The 18,258-nt window shown below is 66.6% G+C and carries 18 protein-coding genes; 8 read left to right on the forward strand and 10 right to left on the reverse strand.

The window, feature by feature from the left end:
• The first annotated feature begins 189 nt into the window (after nt 1-189).
• A complete protein-coding gene (locus DBZ45_RS01370; protein WP_111902267.1) occupies nt 190-1,542 on the forward strand; it encodes a uracil-xanthine permease family protein in 1,353 nt (450 codons plus the stop codon).
• A 40-nt stretch (nt 1,543-1,582) separates the two neighbouring features.
• Here the strand turns inward: DBZ45_RS01370 and DBZ45_RS01375 are convergent, their stop codons facing one another.
• Together DBZ45_RS01375 and DBZ45_RS01380 are read right to left on the reverse strand one after the other, a co-directional pair.
• Nucleotides 1,583-2,131, reverse strand: coding sequence for a hypothetical protein (locus DBZ45_RS01375; protein ID WP_111902193.1), 549 nt, complete (start codon nt 2,129-2,131; stop codon nt 1,583-1,585).
• Nucleotides 2,132-2,180: 49 nt separating this feature from the next.
• Nucleotides 2,181-3,080: an SDR family oxidoreductase gene (locus tag DBZ45_RS01380; RefSeq protein WP_111902194.1), complete on the reverse strand. Its 900-nt coding sequence runs from the start codon at nt 3,078-3,080 to the stop codon at nt 2,181-2,183.
• A gap of 178 nt (nt 3,081-3,258) precedes the next feature.
• On the opposite strand from DBZ45_RS01380, the gene DBZ45_RS01385 reads away from it, so the two are divergent.
• Nucleotides 3,259-3,756 (forward strand): DUF6328 family protein, encoded by a 498-nt coding sequence (locus tag DBZ45_RS01385; RefSeq protein WP_111902195.1) that lies wholly within the window; start codon nt 3,259-3,261, stop codon nt 3,754-3,756.
• Here DBZ45_RS01385 and DBZ45_RS01390 read toward each other — a convergent pair.
• The 3 genes from DBZ45_RS01390 to DBZ45_RS01400 are packed head-to-tail and all read right to left on the reverse strand — an operon-like array spanning nt 3,753 to nt 7,076.
• Entirely contained in the window at nt 3,753-4,877 is a 1,125-nt protein-coding gene (locus tag DBZ45_RS01390; protein ID WP_111902196.1) for a glycerate kinase, read from the reverse strand. The two genes, DBZ45_RS01385 and DBZ45_RS01390, sit on opposite strands and share 4 nt — an antisense overlap.
• Nucleotides 4,878-4,931: 54 nt before the next feature.
• Nucleotides 4,932-6,806 carry a thiamine pyrophosphate-requiring protein gene (locus DBZ45_RS01395; RefSeq protein WP_111902197.1) on the reverse strand — a complete coding sequence of 625 codons (1,875 nt, stop codon included), beginning with the start codon at nt 6,804-6,806 and terminating at the stop codon, nt 4,932-4,934.
• Nucleotides 6,807-6,833: 27 nt separating this feature from the next.
• A complete protein-coding gene (locus DBZ45_RS01400; protein ID WP_111902198.1) occupies nt 6,834-7,076 on the reverse strand; it encodes a DUF6480 family protein in 243 nt (80 codons plus the stop codon).
• 173 nt (nt 7,077-7,249) lie between these two features.
• Between DBZ45_RS01400 and DBZ45_RS23070 the strand changes: the two genes are divergently transcribed.
• Nucleotides 7,250-7,663, forward strand: coding sequence for a hypothetical protein (locus DBZ45_RS23070; RefSeq protein ID WP_223256865.1), 414 nt, complete (start codon nt 7,250-7,252; stop codon nt 7,661-7,663).
• Here the strand turns inward: DBZ45_RS23070 and DBZ45_RS01410 are convergent.
• The 5 genes from DBZ45_RS01410 to DBZ45_RS01430 all read right to left on the reverse strand — a co-directional run bounded on the left by DBZ45_RS01410 (nt 7,660) and on the right by DBZ45_RS01430 (nt 12,563).
• Complete coding sequence (locus DBZ45_RS01410; protein WP_111902199.1) at nt 7,660-8,478, reverse strand: glycerophosphodiester phosphodiesterase; 819 nt, start codon at nt 8,476-8,478, stop codon at nt 7,660-7,662. The genes DBZ45_RS23070 and DBZ45_RS01410 overlap by 4 nt on opposite strands.
• A gap of 20 nt (nt 8,479-8,498) precedes the next feature.
• Nucleotides 8,499-8,741, reverse strand: coding sequence for a hypothetical protein (locus tag DBZ45_RS01415; RefSeq protein ID WP_111902200.1), 243 nt, complete (start codon nt 8,739-8,741; stop codon nt 8,499-8,501).
• A gap of 106 nt (nt 8,742-8,847) precedes the next feature.
• The gene (locus DBZ45_RS01420; protein WP_111902201.1) at nt 8,848-9,666 is read right to left on the reverse strand and encodes an HAD family hydrolase; all 819 of its coding nucleotides are present in this window, start codon (nt 9,664-9,666) and stop codon (nt 8,848-8,850) included.
• 30 nt (nt 9,667-9,696) lie between these two features.
• Nucleotides 9,697-11,382, reverse strand: coding sequence for a sensor histidine kinase (locus DBZ45_RS01425; RefSeq protein WP_111902202.1), 1,686 nt, complete (start codon nt 11,380-11,382; stop codon nt 9,697-9,699).
• Between the two features lie 95 nt (nt 11,383-11,477).
• Nucleotides 11,478-12,563, reverse strand: coding sequence for a LacI family DNA-binding transcriptional regulator (locus DBZ45_RS01430; RefSeq protein WP_440130486.1), 1,086 nt, complete (start codon nt 12,561-12,563; stop codon nt 11,478-11,480).
• Between the two features lie 262 nt (nt 12,564-12,825).
• Between DBZ45_RS01430 and DBZ45_RS01435 the strand changes: the two genes are divergently transcribed.
• Genes DBZ45_RS01435 through DBZ45_RS01455 form a run of 5 tightly spaced genes read left to right on the forward strand, consistent with a single transcriptional unit; the run spans nt 12,826 to nt 18,253 of the window.
• Nucleotides 12,826-14,145, forward strand: a complete 1,320-nt coding sequence (locus tag DBZ45_RS01435; protein ID WP_111902204.1) for an extracellular solute-binding protein — start codon at nt 12,826-12,828, stop codon at nt 14,143-14,145.
• Nucleotides 14,146-14,147: 2 nt separating this feature from the next.
• Nucleotides 14,148-15,065 (forward strand): carbohydrate ABC transporter permease, encoded by a 918-nt coding sequence (locus DBZ45_RS01440; protein ID WP_111902205.1) that lies wholly within the window; start codon nt 14,148-14,150, stop codon nt 15,063-15,065.
• A gap of 1 nt (nt 15,066) precedes the next feature.
• Nucleotides 15,067-15,966 carry a carbohydrate ABC transporter permease gene (locus DBZ45_RS01445; RefSeq protein WP_111902206.1) on the forward strand — a complete coding sequence of 300 codons (900 nt, stop codon included), beginning with the start codon at nt 15,067-15,069 and terminating at the stop codon, nt 15,964-15,966.
• A gap of 41 nt (nt 15,967-16,007) precedes the next feature.
• Nucleotides 16,008-17,252 (forward strand): Gfo/Idh/MocA family protein, encoded by a 1,245-nt coding sequence (locus DBZ45_RS01450; RefSeq protein ID WP_111902207.1) that lies wholly within the window; start codon nt 16,008-16,010, stop codon nt 17,250-17,252.
• Nucleotides 17,249-18,253: a sugar phosphate isomerase/epimerase family protein gene (locus tag DBZ45_RS01455; protein ID WP_111902208.1), complete on the forward strand. Its 1,005-nt coding sequence runs from the start codon at nt 17,249-17,251 to the stop codon at nt 18,251-18,253. Before DBZ45_RS01450 ends, DBZ45_RS01455 begins: the two co-directional genes overlap by 4 nt.
• The last annotated feature ends 5 nt before the right edge of the window (nt 18,254-18,258 follow it).

The raw sequence follows: 18,258 nt of genomic DNA on the forward strand, positions 1-18,258 counted from the left end.
GGCGCAGTCTTCCCGGACCGGCCAAATAAGCTGCGTGACGTTTCACACACGGCGGCGCCCAATCCTTGTTGCACGCTGCTGCCGCGGCTGCTGGCCGGAAGCCCTCTCGCGTCCACGTCCGGCGGGGTATTCTTGCTCCTGAAGATCCAGCCCGGCGAGCGGGCAAACTCCCTCGGAAAGGCCCCGCCAATGAGCATGCTCGGAATCAAATGGAAGCTGCACGGCAACGGCAAGGCCGTACGTCCGGGCGAAGTGGTGGCTCCCGGCGAACGGCTCGCGTGGCCCATCACCATCGGGGTGGGCATGCAGCACGTTGTGGCCATGTTCGGCGCCACCTTCCTTGTGCCGATCATCACCGGAATGCCGCCGGCCACCACGCTCTTCTTCTCCGGCATCGGCACACTCCTGTTCCTCGTGATCACCCAGGGCCGCGTTCCCAGCTACCTTGGCTCGAGCTTTGCGTTCATCGCGCCCATCACGGCGTCCCAGCAGCAGTTCGGCATTCCCGGGGCGTTGGGCGGCGTGGTGCTTGCAGGCGCCGGCCTCGCCGTGATCGGCGCGATCGTGCAGAAGTTCGGCGCAGGCTGGATCAACCGGCTGATGCCGCCGATCGTCACGGGCGCCATCGTGGCCCTGATCGGGCTCAACCTGGCTCCTGCCGCCAAGAACAACTTCGACGCCGCCCCCGTGACGGCGCTGATCACGCTGGCCACCATCATCGTGGTGAGCGTCCTGTTCCGCGGGATCATCGGCCGCCTCAGCATCCTGGTGGGCGTGCTGGTGGGCTACCTCGTGGCCATGCTCCGCGGCGAGGTGAGCTACGACAAAATGGACGCCGCAGCCTGGGTAGGACTCCCCCACTTCCAGACGCCCGAGTTCCACATCGGCGTGCTGGGCCTGTTCGTGCCGGTGGTCCTGGTGCTGGTGGCCGAGAACATCGGCCACGTGAAGTCCGTGTCCGCCATGACCGGCCAGAACCTGGACGGCGTCTCCGGCCGCGCCCTGATGGCCGACGGCGCCGCCACGGTGCTCGCCGGCTTCGGCGGCGGCTCCGGCACAACGACGTATGCAGAAAACATCGGCGTCATGGCGGCCACCAAGGTCTACTCCACAGCCGCCTACTGGGTGGCCGGCATCTTCGCCATCCTGCTGAGCTTCTCGCCGAAGTTCGGCGAACTGATCGCCACTGTCCCGCCGGGCGTGCTGGGCGGCGCCGCAACCATGCTGTACGGCATGATCGGCATCCTCGGCGTGAAGATCTGGGTCCAGAACAAGGTCAACTTTTCGAACCCGGTCAACCTGACCACGGCCGCAGTCTCCCTCATCATCGGCATCGCGGACTACACCTGGGCCGTGGGTGACCTGAAGTTCACGGGCATCGCGCTCGGGTCGGCCGCGGCCCTCGTGATCTACCACGGCATGAAGGCCATCGCGAAGGCCCGTGGCACCGCCGCCGAGCCCGAGACCGAGCAGCAGGGCCTGCCGCCAGCCGCCAAGGCAGCCATCAACGCCGCAGCAAAGAGGCAGCCCAAGAAGCGGTAAACGCTTCCCGGACTGCCTCCGAAAACAGTCTGCGGCGGGCTTACCCGGCGTCGAACGTTTCGTCGTCGTCGTTGGGTGACTTTTCCTTCGGCAGGTCGTTGCCGCTGCCGTCCGGAATGCCCGCTGCCTCCTGCCCGGGCTCGGAGGAGAACTGCCCGGCGCCGGATTCCTCGGCGTTGCCTTCGTCGATTTCGGCGTCCGCCGAGGGCACGGCCGTGTCTCCGTCCTCGGCGCCTGCCCCGGGTGAGGCGTCCGGGTCGCGCGGCAGCGGTGACTCACCGGGGACCGGGTCAAAGCCTGCCACGCTGCTTTCGCCCTCGGCGTGGAGCTGGTCGTCGGTTCCGCCGAAGCGACCGGCCCCGGGTTCGCCCGAGCTGTCCTGGTCCTCCTCGGCGAAGTGGCTGAGGTTCGGCGTGCCGGTCTGGAAGGTCTCACCCTCGGGGCTGTTCTGGTTCAGGCCCGCAGCGTCGAAGTCCTCCTCCTCGCGGGGCTGGGCAAACTGCTGGCCGCCGGCTTCCTGCTCCGCGGTGGGCGTGCCATAGCCTCCCGATTCCTCTTCCGGGGCTGCGTGCTGGTTGTCCTGGCTCATCTGTTCCTCCTGCTTGGTGGGGAGTTGCTTGGCTGGGATTACTGGAAACTCAAAGGCCTTTGCCGCCGGTGACGGGAACCACCGCCCCGGACATGTACGAACCGGCGTCGGACGCCAGCAGGACATAGGCAGGGGCGAGCTCGGCGGGCTGCCCGGCGCGCTGCAGCGGGGTGTCCTGGCCGAACTTGGGCAGCTTGTCAGGCCATTCGGTGGCCGGGATGAGCGGGGTCCAGATGGGCCCGGGCGCCACGGCGTTGACGCGGATCCCCTTGGGTCCCAGTTCCTGGGCGAGGGCCTTGGTGAAGGCCACCTGGGCCGCCTTGGTCATGGCGTAGTCAATGAGCCCGGGAGACGGGTTGAATGCCTGGATGGAGGCCGTGGTGATGATCGAGGCGCCGGCCTTCAGGTGCGGCACCGCGGCCCTGGCTGTCCACAGCAGCGAGTACAGGTTGGTCTTGAAGACGCGGTCGAACTCCTCGGTGGGAAGGGACTCAAGGCTGTCGCGGTTCTTCTGGTAGGCCGCATTCAGCACCAGCACGTCGAGCCGGCCAAACTCGGCTACGGCGTCCTCGACTATCGATGTGCTGAAGTCCTCGTTCCTGCCGTCACCGGCGAGGAGCAGTGCCCGCCTGCCTGTCTTGCGGATCCATTCGGCGGTGTCCTGCGCGTCGTCCTCCTCTTCGGGAAGATAGGAGATGGCGACGTCGGCCCCCTCGCGTGCGAAGGCGATGGCCACCGCCTTGCCGATTCCGGAGTCGCCACCCGTGATGAGCGCCGCTTTGCCCTCCAGCGCCCCGCTTCCTTCGTAGCTCAGCTCGCCATGGTCAGGCTGCGGATCCATGGGTGCGGTCAGGCCCGGCTGCTTCTGCTCCTGCTCGGGAAAGGGCCCTGAGTGGTACGTTCCCCGGGGATCGCCGGGCTGGTCGGACTGCTTGGCTGGGTCGGTCATTATCCACCTGCTCACATTGTCGGGCTGCGGGTTGTTCGAACCTAACGCAGGTTTGAGGAGCAAGTCCACCACCTGACGTCAGATTAGTCAGTAAACTTAGCATTTGTTGAAATAGGGGCACACTTGAGCCTAGGTTTGGAGCAAGCACGCGCGCTGCGGGCCAGACAGAGGAGGGCTCATGACCGATCCGGACGCCCCGGCTGGCAGCGGCAGAAATGAGACGCGCGAGGAGCAGCTGGACCGGAACTGGATGGAACTGATCCAGGAGCTGCGGGTCCTGCAGACGGGCGTCCAGATCCTTGCCGGTTTCCTGCTGACGCTGCCGTTCCAGCAGCGCTTTGAGACCCTCGATGATTTCCAGATCACGCTCTACCTCGTGAACGTGGCCCTTGCCGCTCTGACCACCGCGTTCATCCTCCTGCCGGTCAGCGTCCACCGCCGGCTGTTCCGGAAACGGCTCAAGGCAACCCTGGTGGCCAGCGCAGACAACATCACCAAGATCGCCCTCGGCGGAGTGGCTACCCTCAGTGTGGGAACCGCCGCGCTGGTGTTCGACGTTACGGCTGGCCGCACCGTCGGCCTCATCGCCGGCGGCGTGCTTCTCGCCGTGCTGGCCATCCTCCTGGCCTACGTTCCAGTACACCTGCACCGGAGGGCCAAGAAAGAGGGCGGCTAAGCCCCTTCCAGCACCTGGCGGGTGGCCCACGCGAGATATTTGCCGGCGTCGGACATGGCGTCCTGCGGGCTGGGCGCGACGTCCAGCAGCTGCGCCGCAGCCACCACACCGTGCTCGGCCAGTTCCTCCGGCGTGACCGTGATCCGTCCCGCCACGGCAACCACCGGGATGCCCCGATCCCGGGCGGCCTCCGCGAGCGCGATGGGCGCCTTCCCGGTGAGCGACTGCGAGTCCATGGAACCCTCGCCAGTGATCACCAGATCGGCGTCGGCAAGCTTCTCGGCCAAGCCCGTCAACGCGGCCACCAAAGCGAAGCCGCCTTCCAGCGTGGCCTGAGTAAAGGCAAGGAACGACGCCGGGAAGCCGCCGGCCGCACCGGCGCCCGGGACGTTGACGTCCCGGCCCGTCGCCTCCCGGAGGAGGGAGGCCCAGTTGCGCAGGCCGGCGTCGAGCTTCTCAATGGCGTCGTCGTCGGCGCCCTTCTGGCGGCCGAAAACGTGCGCAGCACCTGTGGTGCCGTAGAGCGGGCTCTGGACATCGACGGCGATCCGGAACGTGACGGCGGACAGCCGTGGATCCAGCCCGGTGAGATCCAGGGCAACGGCGTCGGCCAGGGACCCGCCGCCCAGCGGCACCACGTTCCCGGCGGCGTCGAGCGGTTTGAGGCCCAGCGCGCGCAGGGCGCCGCTGCCGCCGTCGGTCATGGCCGAGCCGCCGACGCCCAGCACGATTTCGGTGGCGCCCGCGTCGAGGGCAGCGGCGATGAGCTGCCCGCAGCCGTAGCTGTGCGCCCGCAGGGAGTTCTCCGGCGTCGGCTCCATGTGGGCCAGGCCGGAGGCCTGCGCGGTTTCGATGACTGCCGTGGTGGCGCCGGATCCGTCCTTTCGGAGGGCCCAAGCGGCGCCGATCGGCGCCAGGATAGGACCAACGACGGCGTTGATCCGCTCCTCATAGCCGGCTGCGACGGCGGCTTCCAGGGTTCCCTCGCCGCCGTCGGCCACCGGGAACTGGGTGGTCACGGCGTCCGGGTAGACGCGGAGTGCGCCCTCGGCGATGGCGCCGGCGGCTTCGACGGCGGTGAGTGATCCCTTGAACTTGTCCGGGGCAATGAGGATACGCATGCCCCTATCCTGCCACCCCCATTAGGGAACGCGATTACCCATTCCGTCATGCGGTCAGCTGCGCGACTCCTCCTGGCCCGCGTAGGTGTCCAGCAGCGCCACCGCACCCCTGCCGGCTTCGCCTTCCTCGGCCAGCGCGGAGCGCATGCCGTCCAGCTTTTCGGCGCCCGCCGGGAACGGCGGCAGGAGGGGCACATCCGGGTCGGTCAGGACCTCGATCACCACCGGGCGTTCCGCGGCGAGCGCCCGGTCCCAGGCATCGGCGAGCTGCTCCGGGGAGTCGACGCGGATGCCGGTCAGCCCCAGCAGCTCCGCATAACCGGCGTAAGGGAAGTCGGGGATTTCCTGGCTGTCCGGGAACCGCGGCTCGGATTCGGTCTCGCGCTGCTCCCACGTGACCTCGGCCAGATCCCTGTTGTTGAACACGCACACCACGAAGCGCGGGTCGGACCACTGCCGCCAGCGGTGCGCCACGGTTACCAGCTCGGCGATGCCTGCCATCTGCATGGCGCCGTCGCCGGCCAGTGCCACCACGGGCCTGTCCGGCCGGGCCAGCTTGGCCGCGATCCCGTACGGGACCGAGCAGCCCATGCTAGCCAGCGTCCCCGAAAGGTGCGCCGGAACTCCGGCCGGCAGGGTGAGCTGGCGCGCGTACCAGTAGACGCAGCTCCCGACGTCGACACTCACCTGGGCGTTGTGCGGCAGCCTGCCGCTGAGCTCGCGGACAACGAGCTCCGGGTTGACCGGGCTGGCCGGAACGCGGGAACGCTCCTCGGCGAGGGCGCGCCAGCTGCGGACCTGCTCCTCCACTTCCGCCCGCCACTGCTTGCGGGCTTGTGCCTGTGGACTGCTGGCCTGCGGTTGCCCGCCGGCACCCGTCAGCAGCTCTGCCAGCCTGGCAAGGGTTTCGGCCGCATCGCCAACGAGACCAACTTCCACGGGGTACCGGTTGCCGACCTTACGCCCGTCGATGTCCACCTGGACGGCCCGGGCAGCCCCGGGTTTCGGATAGAACTCGGTCCATGGGTCGTTCGAGCCGATGATCAGGAGGGTGTCGCAGTTCCCCATCAGGTGGGCGCTGGCTGTGGAACCGAGATGGCCCATGGTGCCCGCCGCAAACGGCAGCGCCTCATCCATGTGCGGCTTACCCAGGAGGCTGGTGGTGATGCCGGCGTCCAGCTGCTGCGCCAGGGCAATCACCTCGGCCTGGGCGTTCTTGGCGCCCTGGCCCACCAGGAACGCCACCTTGCTGCCGGCTTCCAGCACCTCGGCGGCCCTGGCCAGGTCGTCATCGTGGGGCAGCACCCGGGCGGGCTGCCATTCGGGCGCGGTGACGATGATGCCGTGTTCCTGGTCGAGCTCGGGGGCCGGGGCCTTCTGGATGTCGTGCGGGACAATCACGACGCACGGTGTGCGGGTTTCGAGGGCTGTGCGGACGGCGCGGTCCAGCACCATGGGAAGCTGCTCCGGGGTGCTGACCATCTGCGCGAACTGCGCTGCCACGTCCTTAAAAAGTGTGAGCAGGTCGATCTCCTGCATGTAGGCCGACCCCAGCACGCTGCGGCTCTGCTGCCCGATGATGGCCACAACGGGGACGCCATCCAGCTTGGCGTCATATAGCCCGTTGAGGAGGTGCACGGCGCCCGGCCCCTGGGTGGACGTCACCACGCCCACCTGGCCGGTGTACTTCGCGTGCCCGACGGCCATGAATGCCGCCGTTTCCTCGTGCCGGGCCTGCACGAACTCGACGCCGGCTCCAGCACCGCCGCCGTCGGCGCTGTCTCCGCTGTCGGTTCCGCCGCCCTGCGTACTACGGCGCAGCGCGCCCATGAAACCGTTAATGCCGTCCCCGCTGTAGCCGAAGACCCTGTTGACGCCCCAGGCTTTGAGGCGCTCCACCATTACGTCGGCAACCAGCCGGTCAGCCATCGCACACTCCTTTTGATAGTCGTTCCGCTATTCGTCGTGCCCCTGGTCCCCGCTCATCTGGTCTTCGGCGGGAGGCGTCTCGCCTGGCGGCACTCCCCCGCCAGGCTCGAGGCCCGTGACGTTGCCGTTCAAGGGGTCGGGGTTGGGCGTGGAGGCCGAGTCCCCGCGGGATGAGTCGTCGGTTCCGGCGTCGTCGGTTCCGGCTTCGCCTGTTTTGGCGGCGGCGCGGTCCGGATTGGCCGGGTCATTTTCGGGATGGTAGCTGCTCATGGTTCTGCGGTCCTCCTTGGAACAGGTGCGCCTGCGTGGCGACGGACTTCGGTAACGGACTAAGGCTGCCGGCGCCCGGCAACACTGGACTAATTGTAAGCATGCTGATAATTCTGGAACAGTCAGATGCCGCACAGTCCGGCCCGGCCGGAACGTTTCGAAGGAGCAAACTGATGGGAATCGGCGACAGCATTGGCAAAGCAGCGGAAAACGCGATGGAGGACCTGGGGCAGACGTCCGACCCGACCGACGACGCCCACGCGCCGGAGCCCGGAGCGTCCGACGAGGACATCCAAGTCCACTCCTCCATCAGCGAAGGCTCCAACGCCAGGGATGGCGACGACGGTCCGCGGGCAGGTGTGCGCACGACCTACACGCCGCAGGGCCCCGGCACCGAGGCCAGCGGGGGCCAAGGCACGGCAGGCGCCTCCAGTGCATCCGGCACGGACGAGTCAACTGACCAGTCAGCCGAAAGCGCTACGTCCGGCGGCATCGGCGCGGCCGGCACCACGGACGCCGGAGAGACAGGGCGCAGCGTACCCGGCCCGGCCGGGCTGCCCGAACCCGACCCGGCGGAACAGAGCTAGCGCCACTGCCCGCGTACCTGCAGGACGTCCTTCAGCAGGTCGGCGCGGTCGGAGACGATGCCGTCCACGCCGAGGTCCAGCAGCCGGTGCATCTCGGCGGGGTCATTGATGGTCCAGACGTGCACGTACAGCCCGAGCTCATGCGCCCGGCGCACGAATCCCGGCGTTACAACAGGAATGGCCCGGTAACGGACCGGCACCTGCAGGGCGTCGACGTCGCACAGCGCCCGGCGCAGCACCGCCCGCACCGTGGACGCCAGCGCGCCAACGGACAGCAGTGGCCCCAGCACCAGGAAGAGGGCATTCGCAAAGGTCCCAGCCGACGATGCGGTCCTGCGGCTGAGCTGCTTCAGGACCGCGCGGCGCCGGCGGTCGGAGAAACTGGCGATCAGCACCCGGTCGTGGATCTGGTGGCGCTCGATCGCGGCCACGACGCTGGGAACGGAGTGCCAGTCCTTGACGTCCAGGTTGAAGCGCGCGTCCGGAAACGCCGCCGCAAGTTCGTCGAACGTGGGCACGGGTTCCGTCCCGCCGATCCGGACCCGCCGCATTTCGTCGGCCGTGAGGTCATGGATCCTGCCGTGGCCGTCCGTGACCCGGTCCAGGGTGCGGTCGTGGAAGAGGAGCAGCTCGCCGTCGGACGTGGTGTGGACGTCCGTCTCCAGATGGGAATAGCCGAGCTCGACGGCGGCGCGGAACGCCGCCAGCGAATTCTCCAGGCCGGCCAGCGAGAATCCCCTGTGGGCCATGGCCACCGGCCGGCCCGCCCCTGGTTCAGGGCCGGGACCGGAGAAGTAGGGCAGGGTTCCCGTCATCCCCGAAGCTTAGACCAGCCTCAGGCGGGCATGATCTCCACGCCGTCGCTGCAGTGCAGCAGCGTGCGGCCGCGCCCGCCGTCGAGATCCACCCACACCACGGTGCGGTCCGGCGTGACGGCCGAGACGCGGCCGCCGGTTTCGAATCCCGGCGCAAGCAACACGCTGACCCGGTCCCCCTCACGCAGGGCGGACCAGTGCGGGGCCGGTTCGGCGGGACGGAGCGGAACTTCGGCAATATTTTTGGTCTTTTTCCTGGCCACGATGTCCCCTATCGGTCACTCACCAACAGGCCACACCCTATGGTGCGGACATGAACGCAAGTTGACCGCCAGCCGGGAGTTCGGTGGCAGGCGGGCGACGGCAGCCTTACGGCAGTTGGAGGCCCAGCGCGGCGAGCTTTTCCTCGAGAATCTGGGCCACGCCGTCGTCGTCAAAATGCGGCGCCTGCTGGCCCGCGGCCCGGATCGCTTCCGGGTGCCCGCTGGCCATGGCGTATCCGTGGCCCGCCCAGCGGAGCATCTCAATGTCGTTCGGCATGTCGCCGAACGCCACGACGTCCGCGGCATCAATGTCCAGCGAGGCGGCGTAGTCGGCGAGGGTGACGGCCTTGTTGATCCCCGGCACTGCGAGCTCCAGCATGGCGACGGTGGGCGCCGAGTGCGTCACCGAGGCCAGGTTCCCGACGGCGGGGCCCACCTCTGCGAGGAAGTCGTCGGCGGTGCCTTCGCGGACGATGGCCAGGAACTTGACGACGGCGTCTTCCGCGGTGAGCGTCGAGGCCAGCGGGGCGGGGGTGAATTCGGAGAGCAGTTCGCTTGAGCCGTTTTCGATGAAGCCGGGTTCGAGGTGGAAGCCGGTGAGGGTTTCGGCGGCGAAGAGGGCGGTGGGGCGCACCTTCTTGATGATTCGCCGGATTTCGAAGATGTCGTCGATGGCCATGGTCTGCGCCGAGACAACCTTGTCAGCCTCGAGGTCCCACACCACGGCGCCGTTGGAACAGATCACGGTGCCGGTGTGGCCCAACTGCTCCTCGAGCGGGTGCAGCCAGCGCGGCGGGCGGCCGGTGACAAAGACGAGTTCGACGCCGGCCTTCCGGCAGGCGTGGAAGGCCCGGATAGTGCGGTCACTGATTTTTCCGTCGTGCCCAAGGATCGTTCCGTCTATGTCACTCGCTACCAACCGCATGCTGCCAGTTTACGTGGGCGTGCCGGATGCTCAGGAGACGGGGAGGCGCACAGTCACCGTGGTTCCTTTGCCCGGCGCACTGCGCAGGCTGATCGAGCCGCCGTGGCCCTCGACGATGGTCTTGCTGATCGGCAGTCCCAGGCCTGCGCCCGGGATGGCCGTTTCCCGGGAGCGCGCGGACCGGAAGAACTTGGTGAAGGCCTGCTCCTGTTCCTGCCTGTCCATGCCGATGCCGGTGTCTGCGATCGAACAGACAACGTGGCTGTTGGCCCGGTGGGCGCGGGCAGTGACCCTTCCCCCGTCCGGCGAGAACTTGATCGCATTGGATACCAGGTTGCCGAAAACCTGGCTGATCCGGCCGGGATCGACGCGGGCGGTCAGGGTCTCCTCGACGTCGAGGACCAGTTCCACACCGCTGACGGTGGCTTTGGCACGCGAGGAGGCCACTACGCCGGCCAGCAGGCTGGCCACGTCGGCTTCCTGCAGGGTCAGTTCCACCCGCTCCGAGGCGACGGCTATCAGATCATTCACGAGGCCCAGCAGATGGTCGGCGTTGCGCTGGACGATCCGCAACTCCTCCTCGATGTCCTGGTGGCCGGGCTCGTCGAGGACCAGTTCGAGGTAGCCGAGGATGGACGTCAGCGGGGTGCGGAGCTCATGGGAGACGGTGGCCACGAAGTTGTCCTTGGCCGACAGGGCACGGATCAGTGCCGTGACTTCGGCGAAGGTGATCACCGCGCCTTCATGCTTTCCGTTCGTGGAAACCATGGTGCGGGCCGTGACGGAGTACGCGCGCATGTCCTCGCCCCCACCGGCCCAGTACAGCTCGTCGGTGAACGCCTCGCCGCCGGCCGCACGCGCCGTCGGGAAGCGTTCCGGCGGCACGGGGGTGGCGCGGTCAGCCTGGAACAGCCGCGGCCGGTTGCCGGATGGGGCCGGTCCGGACAGCGCCGCACCCGCCTGCAGCGCTCTATTGGTGAGCACGTCCCGTCCGTCCTGGTCCACCACCCATACGCCAACATTGACGGTGGAAAGGACCGCGTCCAGGAGCTCCTGCCGGCGGATGCTCTCGGCCACGGAGTCTGCCAGTGCTTCGTCCTTCCGGACCAGCGTCTGGCGCTGGCGGTAGAGGGTGCCCGCCACCACGTGGGCGGTGATGGCGATGGCGGCCATGACGAGGGGCAGGAAAACGGTCCGGATCATGGAGCCCTGGGTGGGCGCCGCTCCGAATGCTGCCGCGGGCAGCACAGTGCTGAGCGTGGCACTTGCCACGGCGACAACCACGCCGGCCCGGTTGCGGTCCACGGACAGCCAGATAACGGGAAAGACCAGCAGGAGGCTCAAGACGTTGAAGTTGGGACCGCCGGCCTCCCGCGTGAAACCGATGGCGACGCAGTCCAGCGCCGGAATGACGGCGTAGGCTCCCCTCGGGAGCCTGCCCCAGGGCACGGCAACGCTGAGGACAAAAAGGGCGGTGTGGGCCAGCAAGGCGAGCTGGAAGCGCGGATCGGCCAGCGTTTCAGGACGGAAGACCTTGGCGGCGGCAACCACCAGCACCACAGTCACCGAAAGAGGCAACTGCCGGACAATGACCCGGCCCCGCTCTCCAAGGCGGCCAAAGAAGGCATCCATCTTGTCAGCCAGTTCAGCGCCGGTGCCGTCGCCGTCGCCTGGCCGAAGCTCCGGCCGCACGTCCGGCTGCCGCAAATGACTCATCTGACTGTTTCCCCCGGAGCAGGTCGTTAGTAGTCCTCCGGCTGCATGAAGGGCACGGGTCACAGCCTAACCCGCAGGAGGCGGCCGGACGCAGGCTAGCTCGAGATAATCCCATCTTTACGAGGCAGATTTTTCCGCAGCTCATCTCCACGGGGCGGCGCCGTGGATTCCCTGACCACCAACTGGGTGGCAAGCTCCACGCGGTGGGAGTCAAGCTCTTCTCCCCGCGCCTGGCTCAGGACGGCCCGCAGGGCCGCTCTTCCCATTTCATGCAGCGGCTGGGAAACCGAGGTCAGTGACGGAACGGCGTCCTCTGCCAGCGTTGTCCCGTCGAAACCCACCAGGCTGAGGTCTTCGGGGATGCGGATGCCGTGATGTCGGGCTTCCCGCAGCACGCCAACGGCAACGCTGTCGCTGCCGGCAAAGATCGCCGTCGGCCGTTTTGGCAGGGCAATCAGTCGCCTGAGTCCCTCTATGCCGTGATGGGTCCGGAATTTTCCGTGAATGATGTACTCCGGATTCACTTGCACACCGCCGGAGGCCAGGGCGGACATGTAGCCATGCAGACGGGCCTGGTTGCACTCGGCCGTCTCATGCCCGCCGAGATAGGCAATGTCCCTGTGCCCGAGTTTGAGCAGGTGTTCCGCGGCAGCCTTGCCGCCTGCCCAGTTGGTGGCGCCGACACTGACAACGTCCGGCGGCGGAGGATTGAGAGGGTCCACCACGGCCACGGGAATGTTCCGCCGCCTGAGGGCTGTCAGCTGGGCCTCGCTGAAATCAGAAGTCACGAGGATCAGCCCGATCCTGCCGTGGGCAACCATCCGCTCAGCCCGCTTTTCCGGGCTCAGACCGGGAACTGCCCCGCTGCTGGACGTGCTCATGAGGACCTCCACGCCCACGGAGGCCGCGTATTCCAGGATCCCGTTGAGGACGGCGGTGGAGTAGGCCGGTGTGAAGGCATCAAAGGTGACCTCGACGATTGAGGGCTCGGGGGAGGCGATCCGGCGCTGCATAGGCGACTGGTAGCCGGCGTCCACCAGTGCAGCCAAGACTTTTGCCCGAGTCTCTTCTGCTACGTCTTCGCGGCCGTTCACCACCTTCGAGACGGTAGGCGTGGAGACTCCCGTCAGCCTGGCAATGGCTGCCAGGGTCATCTTCTTCGGGGGTGTCGAGAGGGACACAGCCAACCGCCTTTCGAAATGTTTCGGCGTAAGAAGTCTTACCTATGGCAGCCGTCGCGTCAACTGCCCCGGGCATTTCCGGGTAATGAGCGGCTTCGCAGAACCCTTGACCGTGATGGCGATCACTAGTACCTTTGCATCGTATCGAACGGTTATCGAAAAGTTTCGAGAGCCGCACAGCAATTCGTTCCCGTCTCGCAGCGGAGATGGGGTTTTCAAGCCTGGGAGCCAATGATGCCCCCGAAGGATGAACGGAAGACTAATGAAATTTCTGAGACTGCGCACTGCAGGTACAGCTCTCACTGCCGGTGCGCTTGCCCTTTCCCTCGCCGCCTGCGGCTCGAGCGGCCCGGCCGGCGGCTCCGTGAGCGCCGACTCTGCGTCGATGTGGGGGCTCACCGGCGGGAACCAGGCATCTCTGCAGAATTCTGTCGATGCCTGGAACAGCGCGCACAGTGACCAGAGCATCAAGGTCGAGTTCTTTGCCAACGATGCTTACAAGACCAAGGTCCGCACTGCGATTGGTGCCGGACAGGGTCCCACCTTCATATACGGCTGGGGCGGCGGCGTGCTCAAGTCCTATGTCGATTCGGGGCAGGTTGAGGACCTGAGTGGGTTCCTGGAGAAGAATCCGCAGGTGAGGGACCGTTACCTTCCGGCCGTGCTGAAGAACGGTGAGATCGACGGCAAGGCGTACGCCATCCCCAACAACAACGCCCAGCCCGTGGTGCTGTACTACAACAAAGAAGTCTTCGAGAAGGTGGGCGCACAGCCGCCCAAGACCTGGGACGAGCTGATGGCACTGGTGCCCAAGTTCAAGGCCGCGGGTTTTGCCCCGTTTTCGCTGGCCGGGCAGTCGAAGTGGCCGAACCTGATGTGGCTCGAATACCTGGTTGAGCGCATCGGCGGCCCTGAAGTCTTCGCAAACATCGCCGCAAACAAGCCCAACGCCTGGTCTGACCCGGCCGTCACGGAGGCACTGACCAAGATCCAGGAACTGGTCGATGCCGGTGGGTTCATCAACGGCTTCTCCTCCATCGCCGCCGACAGCAGTGCCGACCAGGCCCTCCTGTACACGGGCAAGGCTGCCATGATCCTGCAGGGCGGCTGGATCTACCAGGGCATGAAGAAGGACGCCGGGAACTTTGTGAGCAGCGGCAAACTCGGCTTCACCTCGTTCCCCACCGTCTCCGGCGGCAAGGGCGACCCGGGCAACGTCGTCGGCAACCCCTCCAACTTCTGGTCTCTGTCCGCCAAGGCCACCGACGCCCAGAAGGAAGCGGCACTGAACTACATCAAGGACGGCATGTTTACTGAAAAGAACACGCAAGACCTGATCGACTCCGGTGCCGTGCCGGTGGTCAAGGGCATCGAGTCCAAGCTGGAGGCGTCCCCGGACAAGGACTTCCTGACCTTCGCCTATGGTCTGGCCAAGGACGCGCCCACCTTCACCATGTCCTGGGACCAGGCACTTAGCCCCGCCCAGGGAGACGCCATGCTCTCAAACCTGGACCAGATCTTCCTGAAAAAGGTTACCCCCCAGCAGTTTGTGGACACCATGAACGCGACGGTGGAGAAGTAACCGTGGCTTCGATTACAACCACCTCCCGGCGGACCCTGAGCAGGCAAAGCCTGAGCAAGGGTCCGTCGGGGTGGCTCGTCGCGCCGGCCCTCGTTTTCTTCCTGGTCTTCGCCGTAATCCCGCTGGCCGGGGTTCTGTTCCTCAGCTTCACCAGCTGGGACGGCCTGGGTGAAATCAGATTGGATGGCGTGGGCAGCTGGGCCTCCGTCCTCACCGATCCGGTGACCGGCAACGCGTTGCTTGTCACCGCCAAGATCATCGTTTATTCGTTTGTTGTCCAGGCGCCCATCAGTCTGCTGCTGGGAGTCTTCACCTCGGGCGCGCAAAAGTACCGGGCGGCCCTTGCGGTGCTGTACTTCGTGCCACTGCTGCTCTCGTCCGCAGCTGTCGCGATCGCGTTCAAGGCCCTCCTGGACCCCAACTTCGGGATGGGGCCGGGGCTGGGCATACCTGCCCTTGCACAGGACTGGCTCGGCAATTCGGACCTGGTGCTGTTCGTGGTGGTCTTCGTGATCGCGTGGCAGTTCGTTCCCTTCCACACCCTTATCTATCAAGGTGGTGTCCGCCAGATCCCCGCCTCGCTGTATGAGGCGGCACAGATCGACGGGGCAGGCCGGATTAAGCAGTTCTTCCACGTCACCCTGCCGCAGCTGAAGTACACCATGATCACCTCCTCCACACTGATGGTCGTGGGATCCCTTGCCTACTTCGACCTGGTCTTCGTCCTGACGGCCGGCGGTCCCGGCTATTCGACCCGCCTGCTTCCACTGCACATGTACCTCACCGGCTTCAAGGCCAACGACATGGGCGCGGCGAGCGCGCTGGGCGTCATCTTGGTCGTCATCGGCCTGGTCCTGGCCCTCTTCCTGCAGCGGCTCGGCGGACGCAACCGCAGCGCAAGCCAACTTGAAGGAGCCTGACATGGCCTCAACCACTCAGCTCGCAGTTCCTCCCGTGGCCCCGGCCACGCGGCGGCAGCCCGCGCCGCGCCGCGGCAAGGGCCCCGGCCGGCGTCCCAATCTCATCGGGTCACTCGGCGCGTGGATCTGGCTCGCAGTGATCATCCTGCCCGTCTACTACGTCATCATCACCAGCCTGAAGGACCAGGCCGGGTTCTTCACAACCAACCCGATGATGCCGCCCACCGAGCCCACGCTGGACAACTACAAGCTTGTCCTGGAAAAGGACTTCGCCAAGTACTTTGCCAACAGCCTCATCGTCACTGTCGGCAGTGTGATTCCCGCCCTGCTGGTCTCCTTCATGGCCGCGTATGCAATCGTGCGCGGCAGCGGCTGGTTCATCACCTCCACCAGCAAGCTGTTCCTGCTGGGCCTGGCCATCCCGCTGCACGCCACGATCATCCCGATCTACTGGATGATCACCCGCGCACACATGTACGACACCCTCCTGGCGCTGATCCTGCCCTCGATCGCCTTCGCCATTCCCATCTCAGTACTGATCCTGTCCAACTTCATGCGGGATGTCCCCAATGAACTGTTCGAATCCATGCGGCTGGACGGATGCAGCGACTGGACCATGATGTGGCGTCTTGCGCTGCCGCTGATGCGCCCCGCGGTGGTAACGGTGGGCATCTACAACGCCCTGCACGTCTGGAACGGCTTCCTCTTCCCGCTCATCCTGACCCAGAGCCCTTCCACCCGCGTGCTGCCGCTCTCCCTGTGGACGTTCCAGGACGAGTTCACCGCCAACATCCCCGCAGTGCTGGCCTCCGTGGTCCTCGCCACGCTGCCGCTGCTGGTGCTCTACGTGATGGCCCGCCGCCAGCTGCTCAGCGGCCTGACCGCCGGATTCAGCAAGTGAGCATCTCCGCAACTGAGCCGAAGAATGAAAGGAAAAAACCAATGAGTGACCGTAAGCCCCTGCGCGTCGGGATGGTGGGCTACGCCTTCATGGGCGCCGCGCACTCCCACGCCTGGCGGACGGCCCCGCGCTTCTTCGACCTGCCGCTTCAGCCGGAGCTGTCCGCGGTGGCCGGCCGGAACGCCGAGGGCGTCCGGGCCGCTGCCGGCAAATACGGCTGGGACAGCGTCGAAACCGACTGGCGCAGGCTGATCGAGCGGGACGACATCGACCTGATCGACATCTGCACCCCCGGCAACACCCACGCCGAGATCGCCATCGCGGCGCTGGAAGCGGGCAAGCACGTGCTGTGCGAGAAGCCGCTCGCCAACTCCGTGGAGGAGGCCGAGTTGATGACCGCGGCCGCGGACTCGGCAGCAGCCCGCGGGGTGTATTCCATGTGCGGCTTCAGCTACCGCCGCACCCCTGCGCTGGCCCTCGCCAAACGGATGGTCGACGCCGGGCGGCTGGGACAGATCCGACATGTCCGCGCCCAGTACCTGCAGGACTGGCTCAGCGACGCCAATGCCCCGCTCACCTGGCGGCTGGACAAGGAAAAGTCCGGATCCGGCTCGCTCGGGGACATCGGCGCCCACAGCATCGATGCCGCGCAGTGGATTACCGGCCGCCGGATCACCGGGGTCTCCGCCCTGCTCGAAACCTTCGTCAAGGAACGCCCCGTGGGCGGGGACTTCGTGGGCCTCGGCGGGCACGGCGCTACCGGCGAGGACGTGGAACTGGGTCCCGTCACTGTCGATGACGCGGCAATCTTCAGCGCCCGCTTCGAGGCCGGCGCTGCGGACGGCGGCGCTTCCGACGGCAGCGCTCCCGACGGCAGCGCTTCCGACGGCGGGCCGATTGGGGTGTTCGAAGCCACCCGCTTCGCCCTGGGCAGGAAGAACGCCATGCGTCTTGAACTCAACGGCACCAAGGGGTCGCTGGCGTTCGACTTCGAGGAGATGAACTCGCTGTCCTTCTACGACGCCGCCCAAGAGCCCGACGCCGGCTTCCGCCGGATCCAGGTCACCGAACCGGAACACCCCTACACCGGTAACTGGTGGCCCGTCGGCCACGGCCTCGGCTACGAGCACGTCTTCACCCATCAGGTGGTGGATTTCGTCAATGCGATCAGCGAGGGCCGCCAGCCATCGCCGTCGTTCGCGGAGGCGCTGCAGGTGCAAAAGGTACTGGCCGCCGTGGAAGCCAGCGCCACCGACGACAGCCGCTGGCAGAAGGTGCAGCCATGACCCGTCCCATCACCCTGTTTACCGGCCAATGGGCCGACCTGCCCTTCGAAGAGGTGGCCCGGCTCGCGGGCGAGTGGGGCTTCGACGGCCTGGAAATCGCCTGCTGGGGCGACCACCTGGACCCGGGGCGGGCAGTCGAGGACGACGCCTACCTGCAGAGCAAACTCGACATCCTCGACAAACACAACCTCAAAGTCCATGCCATCGCCAACCACCTCACCGGCCAGGCGGTCTGCGATGACCCCATCGACGAACGGCACCGGGACATCCTCTCCCCCGAGGTCTGGGGCGACGGCGATCCCAACGGCGTCCGCACCCGGGCCGCCGACGCGATGAAGACAACAGCACGGGCAGCCGCCAGGCTGGGCGTCAAGACCGTCACCGGCTTCACCGGTTCGTCGATCTGGAAATGCGTGGCCATGTTCCCACCCGCCTCGGATGCCATGATCGAACGCGGCTACAGGGACTTCGCCGAGCGCTGGAATCCGATCATGGACGTCTTCGACGAGGTCGGGGTCCGGTTCGCTCTCGAGGTTCATCCCTCCGAAATCGCCTACGACTACTGGACCGCCAAGCGCACCTTGGAGGCCATCGGGCACCGCGAAAACTTTGGCCTGAACTTCGACCCTTCCCACTTCATCTGGCAGGACCTTGACCCGGTGATGTTCCTGCAGGACTTCGCCGACAAGATCTTCCACGTGCATGTGAAGGAGTCGGTCCGCCAGCTCAACGGCCGCAACGGCCGGCTCGGCTCGCACCTGCCCTGGGCGGACCCGCGCCGCGGCTGGGACTTCGTCACCGCAGGGCACGGCGACGTCAAATGGGAACCGATCTTCCGCACGCTGAACGCCATCGGCTATGACGGCCCCACCAGCATCGAATGGGAGGACGCCGGCATGGACCGGCTTGTGGGCGCACCCCAGGCTCTGGCCATGGTGAAAGACCTTGCTGCCATCAGCCCGCCCGCCGCTGCTTTCGACGCGGCCTTCAGCACCCGCTGAGCTGT

The sequence above is a fragment of the Arthrobacter globiformis genome (genome assembly GCF_003261175.1).
GTDB lineage: Bacteria > Actinomycetota > Actinomycetes > Actinomycetales > Micrococcaceae > Arthrobacter > Arthrobacter globiformis_A.